At 74.6% G+C, this 14,822-nt stretch carries 14 protein-coding genes; all 14 read right to left on the bottom strand.

The annotated features are described in order from the left end of the window. Positions 1–307: 307 nt before the first annotated feature. Positions 308–958: a TetR/AcrR family transcriptional regulator gene (locus MXD60_RS29385; RefSeq protein ID WP_248819255.1), complete on the bottom strand. Its 651-nt coding sequence runs from the start codon at positions 956–958 to the stop codon at positions 308–310. 87 nt (positions 959–1,045) lie between these two features. Then, complete coding sequence (locus MXD60_RS12755) at positions 1,046–1,630, bottom strand: nuclear transport factor 2 family protein (RefSeq protein ID WP_248819254.1); 585 nt, start codon at positions 1,628–1,630, stop codon at positions 1,046–1,048. A gap of 32 nt (positions 1,631–1,662) precedes the next feature. Then, the gene (locus MXD60_RS12750; protein ID WP_248819253.1) at positions 1,663–2,247 is read right to left on the bottom strand and encodes a nuclear transport factor 2 family protein; all 585 of its coding nucleotides are present in this window, start codon (positions 2,245–2,247) and stop codon (positions 1,663–1,665) included. Between the two features lie 55 nt (positions 2,248–2,302). Further along, complete coding sequence (locus tag MXD60_RS12745; RefSeq protein WP_248819252.1) at positions 2,303–3,178, bottom strand: sulfurtransferase; 876 nt, start codon at positions 3,176–3,178, stop codon at positions 2,303–2,305. Continuing rightward, positions 3,175–3,912: a TetR/AcrR family transcriptional regulator gene (locus MXD60_RS12740; RefSeq protein ID WP_248819251.1), complete on the bottom strand. Its 738-nt coding sequence runs from the start codon at positions 3,910–3,912 to the stop codon at positions 3,175–3,177. The genes MXD60_RS12745 and MXD60_RS12740 overlap by 4 nt, the downstream gene beginning before the upstream one ends. Continuing rightward, positions 3,909–4,904 (bottom strand): helix-turn-helix domain-containing protein, encoded by a 996-nt coding sequence (locus MXD60_RS12735; RefSeq protein WP_248819250.1) that lies wholly within the window; start codon positions 4,902–4,904, stop codon positions 3,909–3,911. Before MXD60_RS12735 ends, MXD60_RS12740 begins: the two co-directional genes overlap by 4 nt. Continuing rightward, positions 4,897–6,348: a DHA2 family efflux MFS transporter permease subunit gene (locus MXD60_RS12730; RefSeq protein ID WP_248819249.1), complete on the bottom strand. Its 1,452-nt coding sequence runs from the start codon at positions 6,346–6,348 to the stop codon at positions 4,897–4,899. The genes MXD60_RS12735 and MXD60_RS12730 overlap by 8 nt, the downstream gene beginning before the upstream one ends. 131 nt (positions 6,349–6,479) lie before the next feature. Further along, on the bottom strand, positions 6,480–7,718 hold the full coding sequence (locus MXD60_RS29380; RefSeq protein ID WP_248819248.1) for a cytochrome P450: 1,239 nt from the start codon (positions 7,716–7,718) through the stop codon (positions 6,480–6,482). After that, the gene (locus tag MXD60_RS12720) at positions 7,715–8,596 is read right to left on the bottom strand and encodes a TIGR03621 family F420-dependent LLM class oxidoreductase (RefSeq protein WP_248819247.1); all 882 of its coding nucleotides are present in this window, start codon (positions 8,594–8,596) and stop codon (positions 7,715–7,717) included. The genes MXD60_RS29380 and MXD60_RS12720 overlap by 4 nt, the downstream gene beginning before the upstream one ends. A gap of 88 nt (positions 8,597–8,684) precedes the next feature. Continuing rightward, positions 8,685–9,914 carry an MFS transporter gene (locus MXD60_RS12715; RefSeq protein ID WP_248819246.1) on the bottom strand — a complete coding sequence of 410 codons (1,230 nt, stop codon included), beginning with the start codon at positions 9,912–9,914 and terminating at the stop codon, positions 8,685–8,687. Next, entirely contained in the window at positions 9,907–10,908 is a 1,002-nt protein-coding gene (locus tag MXD60_RS12710) for an LLM class flavin-dependent oxidoreductase (RefSeq protein WP_248819245.1), read from the bottom strand. Before MXD60_RS12710 ends, MXD60_RS12715 begins: the two co-directional genes overlap by 8 nt. Positions 10,909–10,974: 66 nt before the next feature. Continuing rightward, positions 10,975–11,184: an acyl-CoA carboxylase epsilon subunit gene (locus tag MXD60_RS12705; protein ID WP_248819244.1), complete on the bottom strand. Its 210-nt coding sequence runs from the start codon at positions 11,182–11,184 to the stop codon at positions 10,975–10,977. Beyond that, on the bottom strand, positions 11,181–12,749 hold the full coding sequence (locus tag MXD60_RS12700; protein WP_248819243.1) for an acyl-CoA carboxylase subunit beta: 1,569 nt from the start codon (positions 12,747–12,749) through the stop codon (positions 11,181–11,183). Before MXD60_RS12700 ends, MXD60_RS12705 begins: the two co-directional genes overlap by 4 nt. Beyond that, complete coding sequence (locus MXD60_RS28755) at positions 12,749–14,821, bottom strand: SDR family oxidoreductase (RefSeq protein WP_283098258.1); 2,073 nt, start codon at positions 14,819–14,821, stop codon at positions 12,749–12,751. The genes MXD60_RS12700 and MXD60_RS28755 overlap by 1 nt, the downstream gene beginning before the upstream one ends. Position 14,822: the final 1 nt, after the last annotated feature.

Genomic DNA, 14,822 nt, shown 5'->3' with positions numbered 1-14,822 from the left:
GCGCGGGGCGCGTCCCGGGGCCGGGGCCCCGGGCGGGCGGGGCGGCCGGGCGGCCGGGCGGCCGGGCGGGCTGGGGACGGGTGCTCCGCGAGGCAGGCCGGCGGCGAGGCGCATGGGTCCTTCGCCAGGTCGGCCGGCGGTGATCAGGCGAGTTCGGCGAGGCAGACTGCCCGCCCCACGGCGTTGCGCACGGCGGCGTCGGCATCCTCGATCGCCTTGCCGAGGACGAGCCGGGCGACCGTCGGCCCAGCGGGTTCGCGTCACGCCGCCTCGCTGGCGAGGGTCGGGGCAGCCCGGTCGGCGGCTGTCAGCTCCCGGCGGCGTAGGCGCGCAGGAAGGTGTCGACCGCGGATCGCGCGACGGCGTCGATCTCCTCTGCGGAAATGTCGCGCGTGCCCATCCGCGAACGCGTCTCCATCGGAGCGGTCAGCAGCGCGAGGAACTGTTCTGCGGCCTCCGCCGGGTCGCAGCGGCGGATCCGCCCGGTCAGCGACAGCCGGGCGAACCGGTCGGCGAGCGCCTCGGCGAGGCGCACGGATGTCCGGCCCTGGACGGTGTCGATGAGATCGGGGAAGCGGGCGACCTGCCCGTACGTGAGCCATCGCAGGGCCCGGGAACGCTCGCCGCAGCACACCTGGAGCAGCTCGCGAGCGGCATCCTCGCACACCGCACGAAGGTCGTCGCCCGGCGCGCGCAGCCGGTCGACCGCGTCGACGCTCGCGGCCAGCACCGACTCGGCCGCGGCCGCCAGGGTCAGCCGGAAGAGCTGTTCCTTGTCCTCAAGGTGGCTGTAGACCGTGGTCTTCGCGACGCGTGCCTCGTCGGCGATGTCCTTCACGCTGGTCTGTTCGTAGCCCCGGCTGGCGAAGACGGTGAAGGCGGCGTCGAGGATGGCCTGGCGCTTGTCGATACGTCCGCGGGGGGACGTCCGGGAGACCGGCGCCTGCACTGCGCTCACCGGACCATCGTAGCGGCGCCCGCACGGGCCGGCGATTCCCGGCGATTCCCGGCGATCAGCCCGGCGCCGGCGACCGCCGGGGCCGTGTCAGCGGTCCGTGGGACGACCGGCGCCGGGAGCACCGCCGGTCGCGACGAGGCCGGCAGCGGGGGTGACGAGGCGGCTGGCGATGAGCCACTGCCCGTCGTCCTGGCGGTAGGTGTCCTCGACCAGGCCGATGGTGGTCCAGTCCGCCGGCCGGTGGCGACCGGCGAGGGTGCGGGTCACCGCCCAGTGCCAGACGGTGGCGTAACCGGTGAGCCGGGGTTCGCCGGAGCTCCAGTCGATGTCCGCCGGCGCGCTGGTGTGCGCGACCGCGGGACCGGCGAGGCGGGCGACCGCGCCGCCCGGCGGCCGGCCGGCGACCATGAACGCGACGAACTCGTCACGGCCGGCGAACCGCTGCGGCGGACCGGGCATGAGCCGGTACTCGATGTGCGCGTCGGCGGTGAAGCAGCGTCGACCGAGCAGTTCGTACTGGGCGGTGTCGCTGAGCCGGAAGAAGTGGAAGTAGGTGCGGCGGATCGCGCTGTCGGCCTCCAGGCGGTCGAGGACGGCGGGCAGCTCGGCCGCCGGCGTCTCGAGCTGCCCGGGTGTCACCGGGCCGGCGGGCGTCGCGGGGGCGCTGGGCATGGGGTGGTCTCCTGTCCGGAGTCGCCGTCGGGTCAGCGGGAGGGCGCGCCGGCCGGCGGCGGTGAACCGGCCGCGACCAGCCCGGCCGCGGGCGTGACGCGCCGGCGGGCGATGAGCCAGCGGCCGTCGTGGCGCTGGTAGACGTCGTCGACCAGCCCGACCGCGGTCCAGTCGGCGGGGCGCAGCGCTCCGAGTTGGGCACGGGCGGTGAACCAGTGCCAGGCCGTCGTGTAGGCCGTCAGGGTGGCCTGGCCGCTGTCCGCCCACTCGACCGTCGCGAGCCCGGGCACGTGCGCCACCATTTCCGACTCCGGCGCCACCCGGGTGCGCAGGTAGCCGGTGAACTCGTCGTGTCCGCGCAGCCGGTGCGGCGCCGGCAGGTCGAACTCCAGGTCCGCGTCCGGGGTGAGGCACTGGGTGGCGATGCTGTCATAGGCCCGGTTGTCGATGAGCCAGAAGAAACGGGTGAAGGTGCGGATGATGTCGCGTTCGGCCTCCAGCCGGGCGACCCGGGCGCCCAGAGCGCCGGCGCCGCCGGAGGTGGGCGCCGCGGCGGAGATCACCGGGCCATCGATGGTCACCGTGTCACCGGCTGGTCCTGTGCCCTGGACGGTCATGACGGGGTCGCCTTTCGGTTCCAACGAGAAGGGGTGACAACAGGGGCGGGCCGGTTCAACCGACTTCCAGCGGCAGCTCGGGATGCGCGGCCCACTCGATGACCGAGCCGTCGTAGACGGCCACGTCGTGCCGGCCGAGCAGGTTCAGGGCGAAGGCGTCGAGGGTCGCCGCGATGCCGCCGCCGCAGTACGTCACCACCGGCGCCTCGGTGCTGACACCGGCGGCCGCGAAGCGGGCCCGGAGCTGCTCGGTGGGACGCAGACGCCCGGTGCTCGGGTCGACGAGGTCGCTCGCGGGCACGCTGCGGGCGCCGGGGATGTGGCCGGGACGAGCCGCCGTCTGCGGACCGCCACCCCGGTGGATCTCCTCGGGCAGCGCGCTGACCAGCCATCCCGCGGGCTCCGCGAGCCGCTGGCGCACCTGCGCGGTGGTGGCGAGCAGCTCGGGGCGCGGCGCGGCGACGAAGGGCGGCGCGGGCGCGGCGGGCGGCACCGGCGGATCGGTGGTCACGGGCAGGTCGGCGGCGCGCCAGGCGGTCAACCCACCGTCGAGAACGCTGACCGCGTCGAAACCGAACAGCCGCAGCAGCCACCACAGGCGCGTCGCCCACATGCCGGACTCGGCGTCGTAGGCGACGACGTGCGTTCCGGGGCCCACGCCCAGGCGCGACATGGCCGCGGCGAACCGGTCGGCGGCGGGCACGGTGAACGGCAGCGGCGAGTTCGGCGCGGACAGCTCGTCGATCAGGTCGACGAAGCTGGCGGTCGGGATGTGCCCCGCGGCCCAGGCCTCGCGGCCACTGTCGAAACGGACGGTGCGGTCGTCGCCGAGGCGCAGCCACGCGGTCGTGTCCAGCACGCGCAGGCCGGGCTCGCCCAGCCGCTGGTGCAGCCAGTCGACGCCGACCAGCGCGGGAACATCCGTGCTCATGCCTGCACTCCTTCTGGCCGGCGACGGTCCGCGAGGGCCGCCGCGGTGGTGCGCAGCGGCGCCGCCAGCTCGTCCGCGGACGTGAGCTCGACGTGGTGGTAGGCGCGCAGGAAGGTGTCGACGGCGGCGTCGACGATGGCGGCGGACTCTCCCGCGGGGACAGGGCGGGAGCCGAGTCGGGAGCGGTTCTCGATCGGCGCGCTCAGCAGCGCCAGGAGCTGCTCCGCCGCCTGGGCCGGCTCGAGCGGGCGCAGGCGCCCGGCGAGGGACAGGCAGGCGAGCCGGTCCGCCAGTGCCTGCGCGACGCGCCCCCAGGTCCGGGCCTGCACGATGTCGATCAGCTCGGGCTGGCGGTTCAGCTGGCTGTAGGTGATCCGCCGCAGCGCGTGGGCTCGCGGGCTGCCGCAGACCTGCTGCAGGCCGGTCGCGACCGCCCGCAGCGCCGGTTCCAGCGGCGCGTCGGTCTCCCGCAGCTGCTCGACCACCGCGAGGTTCTCGGCCAGGAGTGTCCTCGCGGCGGCGGTGACGGCCGCGGTGAGGACCGCGTCCTTGTCCGGGAAGTGGTTGTAGACCGTCGGCTTGGCCACCCCGGCCTCGTCGGCGATGTCCTGGACGCTCGCCTGCTCGTAGCCGGCCCGGGCGAAGACGGTGAACGCGGCGTCGACGATCGCCCGTCTCTTGTCGATCCGGCCGCGTGAGCCGTGGTCGGCGGTCCCGGCGCCGTTCGCACTCATCGTGGCCGTCCCTCGGCGGGGCGCAGCATCGGCCGGCCGGTGGGCTTGGCACCGCTGCCGTGGTAGCTGCCCACGGCACCGAGCCGCAGCTCGCGGATCAGCGAGGAGCCGTGGTGGATCCGCACGAGGTCGCCGTCCTCGGCGACGTGCACCGTCTGCCCGGCGAGCTGGGCGCCGACCTGGATCTTGCGGTGCCGGTAGCTGATCGTCCCGTACGGGTTGACCCGCGACCCGCGGGCCCGGTGCGCCGTGCCGGCCGGGCCACCGTGCGGCACGCGGCCCGGTCGGAACTGCTCGACGACCGCCGTCAGCTGCGCGGCGGTGCGCACCGGGTCGTGCCAGGCCAGCCACCGCTCGAGCGCGCCGCGCGGCGGCGCGGTCCCCGCCGGCGCGCGGAGATCGGCGCTGCCGCCCGCGCCCGCCGCTTCGAGGCAGGCGCACACCTCCTCGGCCGAGGCGCGCGGCGCGGCGCGGACGGCGACCAGCCGGTCCCGCTCGTCGAGCGCGCCGAGCAGCCAGGCGAAGCCGTCGCGCAGGTCGAGCCCGAGCACGTCGAGACGGGCGCGGCCGGACGTGACGAGGTGGCGCAGGTGGCGCACGTCCTCGCCGTCCCCGACCAGGCCCTGCCGGCGCAGGACCAGGTGCACCGTGGACACCGAGGGCGCCGCCATGGGGGGACTGCCGGCCAGCTCCTCGGCGATGCGCCGGGCGCCCGGCCACGGCCGCGCCAGCCGCAGCCGCACCACGGCCGCCTCCGCCGCCGCGGAGATCCGCCCCGGCGAGTGCTTCGGCCGGCGGGACCGGGGGGCGAGCCCGTCGACGCCGGCTTCCCGGTAGCGGTCGAGCATCCGGTAGTAGGTCTGGCGGGAGACACCGTGGCGCCGGCAGACCTCGCTGACGGAGATCCGTTCGCGCTCCGGTTCCGTGAGGATCCGCAGCCACGGCTTCCCCGCGGCGGCGGTGCGGGCGGGCACCCACTCGTCGTCAGGCATGTTCGACGCTCCCGCCGACGGGCACGGCCTCGGGCGCCTGCTCGGGAACGACGGGCTGCGGCGCCGATCGGCCGGGGATCAGCGACGCCGCGCCGATCAGGACGACCGCCGCGCAGGCGATCCCGACATAGGCGTGCTGGAAGCCGACCTCCGTCGAGTCCGCCGTCTGCACGATCAGGGCGACCAGGGCGATGCCGATCGACGCGCCGAGCTGGTTGAGCATGTACAGCACCGAGCTGCCCTGCGGCACCAGCTCGGGCGGCAGCGTCCGGTACACCGAACCGATCACCGGCGCGCCCGCCGTGCCGGTTCCGGTGCCGAGCACGAACGCGACGATCGCGGTCAACCACTGGGGCGTGCTGGCGTCGAACTGGGTGATCCCGAGCGCGGCGATCAGCGCCAGCGAGGCGCCGAGCAGCGCCAGCCGGCGCGAGCCGAGCCGGTCCGACAGGCGCCCGGCCAGCGGCATGACCAGCGCCGACCCGAACCCGAAGGGCGCCAGCAGCAGACCGGACTCGAACGCGCCGTGCCCGCGGACCTGCTGGTAGTACAGCGGGATCGCGAAGATGCTGCCGAAGGTGACCAGGCCGAGCAGCGCGGCGGCCACGACACTGGCACCGAAGCTGGGACGAGCGAACAGCCGCAGGTCGATCAGCGGCGGCGTGCGCCGGGGGCGCAGCGCGTGCACCGCGTAGATCCCCAGCAGCACCGCGGCCACCACCAGCGGCAGCCACGCCTGCCAGGACGCGAACGTGCCGCGCTGCGCGGTCTGCGACAGGGCCAGCACGCCCGCGGCCACGCCCGGGCCGATCAGCGCGACGCCGACCACGTCGGGCCTGGACGGGACGGCGCCCCGCGCGGACCGGTCCTTCGGCAGGACGCGCACCGCGAGCGCGAAGGCGACGATGACGATGGGCACGTTGACCAGGAACATCCACCGCCAGCTCAGGTTGGACAGGATCAGCCCGCCGATGATCGGCCCCGCGATGGGGCCCGTCGAGCCGACGATGCCCATGAGGCCCATCACCCGGCCCATCCGCGCCGGGCCCGCGGCCCGGGCCAGCAGCGTCAGCATGAGCGGATCGACGATTCCCGCGCCGACGCCCTGCACGAGCCGGAAGAAGATCAGCGCTTCCACGTTCCAGGCCAGCCCCGAGCCGACCGAGCCGAGGAAGAACACGATCAGGCCGGTCAGCCAGAGCCGCCGGGCGCCGAACCTGTCCGCCGCCCAGGCACCGACGGGGATGGTGATCGTGAGCGCCAGCAGGTAGCCGGTCGAGACCCAGCCGATCGCGGCCAGCGAGGCGTGGAACCGACTGGCGAGGGTGTCCACCGCCAGGGCCGCCATCGAACCGTCGAGCACGCCCATGATGCCACCGAGCAGCGTCACGACGATCATGCGCCGCAGGGCCGCGTCGAGCCGGTTCTCGGCCACCTCTGTCATCGGGTCTCTCCAGCGGGATCGGAGTACAGAAGGACGTCACACGACCAACCGGTCGCTCACACCATATCATCAAGTCCATCAATCTGGACCCGTGAGTGCAGTATAAGCGACCATCAGGTTGGCAAGGCGCGTCACCAGGCGACGGGAAGCTCCTTCACCCCGAAGACCAGCGCGTCGGCGCGGTACTCCAGCTCCTCGAACGACACCGCCAGGCGCAGCGCCGGGAACCGCCGGAGCAGCGCCGGCAGCACCACCCGCAGTTCGAGCCGCGCGAGCTGGTGGCCCAGGCAGTGGTGCGGCCCGTGCCCGAACGCGAGGTGCGCGGCGCGCGGCCGGCGCAGGTCGAGCTCGTCCGCGGCGGCACCGATCACCCCGGTGCTGTGGTTCGCCATCAGCGTGGAGACGATCACGTGCTCGCCGGCCCGGATCTCCTGGCCACGCAGCGTCAGCCCGGTGTCGGCCCGGCGCACCAGCGGCGGTGCGACCGACAGCACCCGCAGCAGTTCCTCGACCGCCGTGTCGGCGACGTCGTCGTGGTCACGCAGCAGGCCGAGCTGGCCGGGGCTGCGCAGCAACGCCAGCGTGCCGAGCCCGATCATGCTCGACATGGTCTCGTGACCGGCGACGAGGATGCTGTTTCCCATGCCGACCAGCTCGTCGTCGGTGAGCTCGGCGCCGTGCTGGCGGACGAGGTCGCCGAGGATGTTGTCGCCCGGACCCCGCCGGTGACGCGTGATCAGCTCGCCCATGTACGCCGTCATCTCGGCGAAGTTCTCCTGCTGCACCTGCAGGGTGGTGTCCACGCTGGTGCCGATCTCGCTGCGCCGGCTGATCCCCGCGTGGTCCCGCGGCGGCGCGCCGATCAGTTCGCAGATCACCAGCAGCGGCACCGGCCCGGCGAACACCCTCATCAGGTCCGCTCCGGGCCCCGCGGCGGCCAGCGCGTCGAGGCGCCCCGCGGTGATGCGGGCCACCACGTCACCCAGCGCCCGCACGCGCCGCGGGGAGAAGGCGCCGGTGAGCATGCGCCGGTAACGCAGGTGCTCCTCGCCGTCGTAGTTGAGCAGGATGCCGGGCTGGTTCATGACGGTCCGCGGCCCGCTGCTGTCGCGCTGGAAGCCGAAGCCGGCCGCGTACCGCGCGTCGACGAGCACCTCGCGGGCGTCCGCGGCGTCGGTCACGAGCACCGCGTCGTAGGTGCCGAGCTGCGAGCTCGGCACCGCAACCCGCGCGAGCACCGCCGCCCGGTGGCGGCGCACCAGCTCGGCCGCGGGGGCGAACGGACGGCCCGGGTCGCGGCGGTTGTTCGGCATCGACGCCGGTTGCCGGGCGAGGTCCGGCCGAGCGGGCCGGTCGTCCACGCCGGTCACCGCAACGCCTCGAGGACGGGGGCGAACGACTCCATCTCCGGCTCCAGCACCGAGTAGTAGGTCAACCCGAGGTCCTTGCGGCGCTCGCGCAGCCGCTCGGCGCACTCCGCGGGGCTCCCGACGAGTACCGACGGAAGTTCGGCCAGGTCGTCGGGGGTGAGGTCGAGCTCGTTGCGCCAGACGTCGCTGACCGGGGCGCCGCCGGCAGCCAGCACGCGGTGGATCGGGATGTTCAGCTCCACGTCGCTGATCCGCTCGCCGAGCAGACCGTGGACGTAACGGATCCGGCCGGCGATCTCGGCCGGGTCACCGAGCCGCAGTCCGTCGCCGTCGCGGACCGCGGCGGTTCCGGTGAACGCGATGACGTCGGCCTGTTCGGCCGCCAGCCGCAGCACCCGGTCGCCGCGGCCGGCGACGAGCAGCGGCGGCCCGCCGGCCTGCTCGAACACCGCGTGGTGGTCACCGCGAGCGGCCCGGCGCAGCTCCGCGACGGTGCGCTCCAGCTTCCGGGTCCGTTCCGACGGCGGCGTCCACGGCAGGCCCGCCGCGTCGAACTGGGCCCGGTCGTAGCCCGCGCCGAGGCCGATCTCCAGGCGACCCCCGGAGTAGCGGTCGACGGCGGCGAGGTCGCGGGCCAGCACCGTCGGCTCGTAGAGCGTCGTGTTGAGCACGAGCGTGCCGAGGCGGATGCGTTCGGTCGCCTCCGCCGCGAGCAGCAGCGTCGGCACCGGAGCCGGCATGCCGAGATGGTCGGACACCGACAGGACGTCGTAGCCGAGGTCCTCCGCCGCGCGCGCCTTCGCGATCCACTCGGCGCGGCTGGTCGGGGTGAACACGCACAGCCCGAAGCGGAACGGGCGGTCGTGGATGGACGTCACAGGGACACCTCCAGGCTTCGGTGGGGAGACCTGCCCGCGGATCGGCCCGGGACCAGGGCACGGGTGCGGGCACGGGTACGGTGGTCGGTCAGGACGGAGCCTCGCGCGGGTCCGGGCGGCGCCCGCCGAGCGCGGCCGCGACGCCGACGAGGCCGGCCGCGGCGACGGCCAGCAGGGGCCGCCGTCCGGCGTGCCCGCTCGCCAGCGCGGTCACCAGCGGCAGCATGATCACCCCACCGAGCTGCACCGCCGTCTGGTACACCGGCACGGCGACCGGACGCAGTGCGGCCGGCACGGCCGAGACGGCCTGCATGTTCAGCGCCGCGAACGACAGCACGAAACCCGCCTCCACCAGCAGCAGGACCGGCAGTGTGGTGTCGAGGTAGGCCCCGGGCAGGCCCCGGGCCAGCGCGAGCAGCTCGCCGGCGAACGTCGCGACCGCGCCGGCCGCCACGAGCCGGGCCGTGCCGAACCGCGCGACGAGCCCGGCGGCGAACGGCACACAGACCATCAGCGGCACGCAGGCGGGCAGCAGGCCCAGCGCGATCCGCCACGCCGGCCAGCCGTGGGCGTCCAGCCGCGCGGAGACCAGCACGAGCAGGCTGACGTAGGCGCCGTTGAGGGTGGCGGCACCGATCGCGCTGCGGGCCAGCGCACCGTGGCGCAGCACCGACAGCGTGATCCGCGGTGCCGCGGCGGCCTCGTCGCGGGGCACCGCCGCCCAGGCCAGGCCCAGCAGCACCAGCGCCACCGGCGCGGGAAACAGGAACACCCAGCGCCAGCCGGCCCGCAGCAGGAGCACCGAAAGGACCAGGCCGCAGGTGAAGCCGGCGGCGCCGAACATCGAGTAGGTCGAGACGGCCCGCCGCTGCCGGGCGCCCTGCGGGTAGGCGGTGCTGATCACCGCCAGCCCGGCCGGAGCGGTCAGGGCCGCGCAGCCACCCTTGACGACCCGTGCCGCGACCAGCACGACGATGCCGTTGCCGAGACCGCCGACCAGCGAGGCGAGCGCGAACACCAGCAACGCCGCCAGATACGTGCGGCGCCGGCCCCACCGGGCGGCGAGGGCCGGGCCGGGCAGCAGCATCGCCGCAAACCCCAGCGCGAACCCGCTCATCAGCCACTGCACGGTCCACAGCGACGCGTGCAGGTCGGCGCCGACGACGGGCAGCGCGAGCAGGACGATCGACACCTCGAGCGCGTCGAGAATCATGTTGCCCGACAGGACGGGCAGCAGGCCCGAGGGTGCGCCGGCGGCGGCGGCGGTGGTGGCGGCGGCGGTGGTGGCGGCGGCGGTGGCGGCGGTCCGTTCAGCCACCGGTCGGGACCGGGTCCGCCGCGAACGCCCGCGCCAGCAGCGGCGGCAGCGCCTCGCTGACCAGCTCGATGTTGCGCACGACGAGGTCGTCCGGCATGCCGGCGATACTCGTCCAGAAGATCAGGTGGCGCAGTGGCAGGCCGGCGGCGCGCTCGTGGATGCGGGCGGCGGCCTGCTCCGGGGTGAGGATCTCCAGGGCGCCCCACGGGCCGTCGGCGCCGCGGTGGCGCAGCTCCTCGGGCCGCAGCAGCGGCGGCGCCGGCTGGTCGGTGCCCTGGACCGAGAGCTGGCGGTAGGAGTTCAGCTGGTGCGCGAGATGCGGGGCGACCCGCGGCCACGCGGCGTCGGGGTCGTCCGCGAGCATGACGGGCAGCAGGTCGGAGACCTCGGCGCGGGCCGGGTCGTGCCCGCCCTCCTCGAGGCCCCGCAGGTAGTGCGGGAAGATCTCGTGGGAGATGTGCAGCAGGCCGAGGCCGAGTCGGCCGGCGAGCCGGGCGCCGCGGGGCCGGTAGAACCCGCCCCACAGCGGCACCGGCCGCTGCAGCGGGCCAGGCGTGACCCCGCCGTCCTCCCACAGCCGCCGGACCTGCTGGATCACCTCGGCGGTGCGGGAGAACCGGCGCTCGAACGGGACGTCGAACAGGGCGTACTCGGGGACCCGGTAGCCGGCGCCGAAGCCGAGCTCGAGGCGTCCGCCGCTGATGAGGTCGACCTGGGCGGCCTCCTCGGCGAGCTGGGCCGGACGGCGCAGCGCGGGCAGCAGGACGGAGGTGCCGATGCGCACCCGGCGGGTGCGGGCCGCGGCGGCTGCCGCGAAGGTCAGGGGTTGGGGCAGATAACCGTCGTCGAACAGGTGGTGTTCGGTGAACCACACGCCGCCCGCGCCCCGCAGGTCGGCCTCCTCGCACAGTTCCAGCGCCCGGGCGTAGTGCCGGGCCCACGGGCGTTCCCACTGCGCGGGGTTACGCAGGTCGAACAGCAGTCCGACGTCCATCTCGCTGTCTCCTCGTCGGTGTGCCTACTCGTCGGGGATCGGTGCACTCGCCACGCCGGCGCGGGGTCAGGGCGCCGTCGTCCAGGCGCGGGGGTCGGCATGGGCGGGCCGGCGTTCGAGGCGCGCCCAGCGCGCCGCCGCGTCGGCGGGCGCGGCGCGGGCGTCCACGTCGGCCCGGCGGGCCAGAGCCGCCAGCACGGCGACCAGCGCGGCGAGCTCGGTCGGGTCCGGCCGGCCCTTCGTGACGCGCAGGACGAACGGCGGCCCGGCGGTCACTGTGGCGGGTTGCCGTGCTTGCGGCGGGGAAGGTCGGAGTCCTTGCGCTGGAGCATCGCGAAGGCGCGGACGAGGGCGTGGCGGGTGTCCCGCGGGTCGATCACGTCGTCGATGAGCCCACGTTCGGCGGCGTGGTACGGGTGGACGAGCTCCTCCCGATACTCCTTGATCTTCAGATCACGGATCGCCGACGGGTCCTCGGCGGCGGCGATCTCGCGGCGGAAGACGATGTCGGCGGCGGCCTCCGCGCCCATCACGGCGATCTCGTTGCTGGGCCAGGCCAGCGCCAGGTCGGCGCCGATCGACAGCGAGTCCATCACGATGTACGCCCCGCCGTACGCCTTGCGCAGCACCACCGAGATCCGCGGGACGGTGGCGTTGCAGTAGGCGTAGAGCAGCTTCGCGCCGTGCCGGATGATTCCCTGGTGCTCCTGGTCGACGCCGGGCAGGAACCCGGGCACGTCCACGAGCGTCAGCAGCGGGATGTTGAACGCGTCGCAGAACTGCACGAACCGCGCGCCCTTCTCGCTGGCGCTGATGTCCAGGACGCCGGCCAGCGCCGCGGGCTGGCTCGCCAGGACGCCGACGACCTGGCCGTCGAGGCGGGTCAGCGCGCAGACCACGTTGCGCGCCCAGTGCTCGTGGATCTCCAGGAAATCGCCGTCGTCGACGATCTCGGCGATGACGTCGCGGATGTCGTACGCCTTGTTGCCGTCGAGCGGCACCAGGTCCGGCAGCGTGTCGGTGCGTCGGTCGGGTGGGTCGCCGGGGCGTGCCGGCGGCAGCTCGCGGTTGTTGGCGGGCAGCAGCGACAGCAGGTGGCGCACGTCGGTGAGGCAGGTCTGCTCGTCGTCGTGCACGAAGTGCGCCACGCCGGACACCGCGGCGTGCACGTCGGCGCCGCCGAGCCCGTCGTGGCCGACGTCCTCGCCGGTCACCGCGCGCACGACGTCCGGCCCGGTGATGAACATCTGGGAGACGCCCCGCACCACGAACACGAAGTCGGTCAGGGCCGGCGAGTACGCCGCGCCGCCCGCGCACGGGCCCAGCATCACGCTGATCTGGGGGATCACGCCGGAGGCGCGGGTGTTGCGGCGGAAGATGCCGCCGTAGCCGGCGAGGGCCGAGACGCCTTCCTGGATGCGGGCGCCCGCGCCGTCGTTCAGGGAGACCAACGGTGCGCCGGCGCTGATCGCCAGATCCATGATCTTGTGGATCTTCTGCGCGTGCGCCTCGCCGAGGGCGCCGCCGAAGATGCGGAAGTCGTGCGCGTAGACGAAGACTGTCCGCCCCTCGACCCGTCCCCAACCGGTCACGACGCCGTCGGTGTACGGCCGGCGCGTCTCCAGCCCGAAGCCCGTGGCGCGATGGCGCCGCAGCGGCTCGACCTCGACGAAGGTGCCGGGGTCGAGCAGCAGGTCGATGCGCTCGCGGGTGGTGAGTTTGCCTTTGGCGTGCTGACGTTCGGTCGCGCCGGGATCGGGTCCCGATCTGGCGAGTTCCTTGCGCTCGTCCAACTCGGTGAGCCGGTCCGCGAACGCGACCAGGTGCGGTCCGGTGGTCATCACGCGGCTCCGCCCGCCGCGCCGAGCAGGGTGCCGCCGCTGGCGTCGACGAAGGATCCGGTGACCCAGCGGCCGTCCCGGCTGGCCAGAAACGCGACCACGTCGGCGACGTCGGAGGCGTCGCCGACCCGTCCGAACGCCGACAGGCGCGCCATCTGCTCGACGGCCTCGGGGATGTCGAACAGCGGGCTGCCGTTGTTCGTGATCCCCGGGGCGACGGTGTTCACGGTGATGCCCCGGGAGGCGAGGTGGCGGGCGAAGTGCAGGGTGATCTGCTCGACCGCGCCCTTGGTCATGGCGTAGGCGACCTGCTCGGGGTTGGCGAAACGGGTGAGGCCGGAGGAGATGTTGATGATCCGGCCGCCGTCGCGCAGCAGTCCGAGCGCGCGCTGCACGATGAGGAACGGCGCTCTGGCGTTCACCGCGAACAGGCGGTCGAGCTCCTCGGCGGTGACCTCCTCCGGGGCGACCCCCGCCGGCGTGGTCGCGCCCGCGTTGTTCACCAGGATGTCGAGTACCGCCTCGCCGGTGCGTTCCCGCAGTCCCCGTTCCAGGCCGAGGAACAGCTCGTGCACGTCGCCCGGCACGCCGAGCTCGGCGCGGACGGCGAACGCGCGTCCGCCGTCCTTCTCGATCAACGCCACGGTCTCCCGCGCGGCGTCGCCGTTCGTGGCGTAGTGCACGGCGACCAGTGCGCCGTCCGCCGCCAGCCGCAGCGCGGTGGCGCGGCCGATGCCCCGGCTGGAACCGGTCACCAGCGCCGTCGTGTCCGTGAGCCTGCCCATCCTGATCCTCTCCCTGGCTTGTCCGTGAGTGGCGCGCGTGATCCCGGCGACGGGTTCGGCCCGGTCGGGTCGTGACGCACGGTCGGAGCCGTCCCTCTGGTGGCGGTGGGCGCGGTCCGGCCCCGGCAGACCGCTGATCATCGCGGCCAGGTGCGCCCGCGCGACGTCGTGGCGCATCAGCTCCGCGAGCAGCTCCCGGACCGGATCCACCTCCGGCCCGCCGAGCAGCAGCAGGACCTGCGCCTGGATGTTGGTCAGCGCGCGGGCGCCGATCGGGTGACGCGCCCGGTGGTAGCCGTCGAGCGGCTCGTCGCCCACCTCGTCGCCCGGTTCGCCGCCGCGGCCGGTCAGCCTCGCGACGAGCGCCGCGCCGAGCGCGGCGGCGTCCTGCACGGCGAGGTTCAGCGCCTGCCCGCCGACCGGCATCTGCCGGTGCGCGGCGTCCCCCGCGAGCAGCACACGTCCCCGCCGGTACTCGGTGACCTGCAGCGTGGTGTTGTCGAAGGCGTTGAGCCACACCGGGACGCCGTGCCCGATGCGCTCGCCGGTGACCTGCTCCCAGGTCGCGGCGACCTCGGCGAGGTCGGGATCGACGGCGCGGGGGCGCGCCGCCGCACCGTACCGGTGGACCATCACCCGGGTGCTGCCGTCGGGCCAACGCGACGCGGTCGCCATGCCACCCGCGAGCCGTTCGAACCGGCGGTTCGGCACGTCGATGCCCGCCACGTCCGCGCGCAGCATCTCCTTCGTCGCCGGGGTCCCGGTGACGGCGAACCCGGCCAGCTCGCGCACGGTGCTCCGCTCGCCGTCGCAGCCGACGAGGTAGCGGGCGCTGAGCTGGTCGGACGTGCCGTCGTCCGCCCGGACGGTGAGACGCACCCGGTCACCGTCGGCGGCGAGCCCGGTGGCCCGCTGCCCGCGGCGCACCCGCACGCCGAGTTCGCCGGCCCGGGCCCCGAGCACGGCCTCCAGCCGCGCCTGCGGGCACTTCCACTGCCCGGCGTGGGGATGGGCGGGATCGGCCGCCGTGAGATCGAGCCGGATGCCACCGAAGTGCCCCGGGCCGCCGCCGGTGAGCTGCCCGAGCCGGCCGAGGATGCCACGCTCGGCGAGCAGCGTCATCGTGCGGGCGTGCAGGGTCGACGCGCGCGACTGCGTGGTCGGCGCGACGAGCTGCTCCACCACCGTGACCCGCACCCCCGCCTCGGCGAGGTCGCCGGCGAGCAGCAGCCCGGCCGGGCCCGCGCCGACGACGAGCACGTCGGTGTCGAGATCCGGTGCGGCCATG

Origin of the sequence: Frankia sp. AgB32, assembly GCF_023243045.1 — a bacterium.
In the GTDB taxonomy this organism is placed as follows: domain Bacteria; phylum Actinomycetota; class Actinomycetes; order Frankiales; family Frankiaceae; genus Frankia.
The sequence above is the reverse complement of the archived record's forward strand: the minus strand, read 5'-3'. Positions and strand labels throughout refer to the sequence as shown.

Excerpts from the sequence above, each read along its gene's own strand:
- MXD60_RS12755 (WP_248819254.1), bottom strand. The coding sequence starts at position 1,630 with ATGCCCAGCGCCCCCGCGACGCCCGCCGGCCCGGTGACACCCGGGCAG.
- MXD60_RS12750 (WP_248819253.1), bottom strand. The coding sequence starts at position 2,247 with ATGACCGTCCAGGGCACAGGACCAGCCGGTGACACGGTGACCATCGAT.
- MXD60_RS12745 (WP_248819252.1), bottom strand. The coding sequence starts at position 3,178 with ATGAGCACGGATGTTCCCGCGCTGGTCGGCGTCGACTGGCTGCACCAG.
- MXD60_RS12740 (WP_248819251.1), bottom strand. The coding sequence starts at position 3,912 with ATGAGTGCGAACGGCGCCGGGACCGCCGACCACGGCTCACGCGGCCGG.
- MXD60_RS12735 (WP_248819250.1), bottom strand. The coding sequence starts at position 4,904 with ATGCCTGACGACGAGTGGGTGCCCGCCCGCACCGCCGCCGCGGGGAAG.
- MXD60_RS12730 (WP_248819249.1), bottom strand. The coding sequence starts at position 6,348 with ATGACAGAGGTGGCCGAGAACCGGCTCGACGCGGCCCTGCGGCGCATG.
- MXD60_RS12710 (WP_248819245.1), bottom strand. The coding sequence starts at position 10,908 with ATGGACGTCGGACTGCTGTTCGACCTGCGTAACCCCGCGCAGTGGGAA.
- MXD60_RS12700 (WP_248819243.1), bottom strand. The coding sequence starts at position 12,749 with ATGACCACCGGACCGCACCTGGTCGCGTTCGCGGACCGGCTCACCGAG.
- MXD60_RS28755 (WP_283098258.1), bottom strand. The coding sequence starts at position 14,821 with ATGGCCGCACCGGATCTCGACACCGACGTGCTCGTCGTCGGCGCGGGC.